Raw genomic sequence first — 1088 nt, 5'->3', positions numbered from 1 at the left:
TCAGGAGGTTCCGAGGCACACCCGCGCCACCTCCTGTACTGGTACGCGGCGGCCTGGGTGCTGTTCGCCGGCGCCGCATGGACGGTCCGCAAGGTACCCGTGCGCGCCGCCGTGGTCCTGGTGCTCGCCGGCAGCGCCGCGCTGTCGCTCGCGGCGCTGAGCGGCCCGCCCCGCACCAGCAGCGACATGTACCGCTACGCCTGGGACGGCAGGGTGCAGGCCGCGGGCATCTCCCCGTACGCCCACCCGCCCGCCGCGCCGGAACTGGCCGGGCTGCGTGACCGCTGGCTCTTCCCGCCGGGCCCCGACTGCCCGGCACCCGATCTGCGCGCAGTCGGCGCGGACTGCACCCGGATCAACCGGCCCGCCGTGAACACCATCTACCCGCCGGTGGCGGAAGGCTGGTTCCTCGCCGTCCACGCGCTGTCGCCGGACGGTGCCCGCCACAAGCCGACCCAGATCGCGGGCGCGCTGCTGGCCGTCGGGACCAGCGCCGCCCTGCTCCTCGTCCTGCGGCGGCGCGGCGATCCACGGCGCGCGGCGCTGTGGGCCTGGTGTCCCGCGGTGTCCTTCGCGGCCGTCAACGACGCGCATGTCGACACGCTCGGCGTGCTGCTGACCGTGCTCGCGCTCGGCACGTCCGTCCTGCCGCGCCGCGGCGCGCTGCTCGGCGCGGCCATCGCCGTCAAGCTGCTGCCCGCCGTCGTCCTGCCGGGCGCCCTCGCCCGCCGGGGCCCCCGCGACGCCGCGCGCGTCCTGGTACCCGCCGTGCTGGTGATCGCCCTCGCCTATCTGCCGTACATCCTGACCTCCGGCTTCGGCGTCCTCGGCTATCTGCCCGGCTATCTGCAGGAGGAGGGGTACGAATCAGGCAGCGTCCGACGGTTCGCGCTGCTGCGGCTGTTCCTGCCGGACGGCGTCGCCGCCCCGGTCGCGGTGGCCCTGATCGCGCTGACCGCCCTCTACGTCATGCGCCGCGGCGACCCGGACCGGCCGTGGAGCGGCGCGCTGCTCGTCACCGGCACCGCGCTGCTCCTGACCTCGCCCTCCTACTACTGGTACGCCCTGCTGGTGATCGCGCTGGTCGC

Annotated in this window: 1 protein-coding gene; it reads left to right on the top strand. The window is 75.3% G+C overall.

The features are described 5' to 3' along the window. Nucleotides 1-1088: glycosyltransferase family 87 protein (locus G3I60_RS43635; RefSeq protein WP_164608546.1), on the top strand; the 1088-nt coding region annotated here is incomplete at both ends.

Source organism: Streptomyces sp. SID13666, from assembly GCF_010548325.1.
GTDB lineage: Bacteria > Actinomycetota > Actinomycetes > Streptomycetales > Streptomycetaceae > Actinacidiphila > Actinacidiphila fildesensis.
This window is presented reverse-complemented; position numbering and strand designations above follow the sequence as displayed.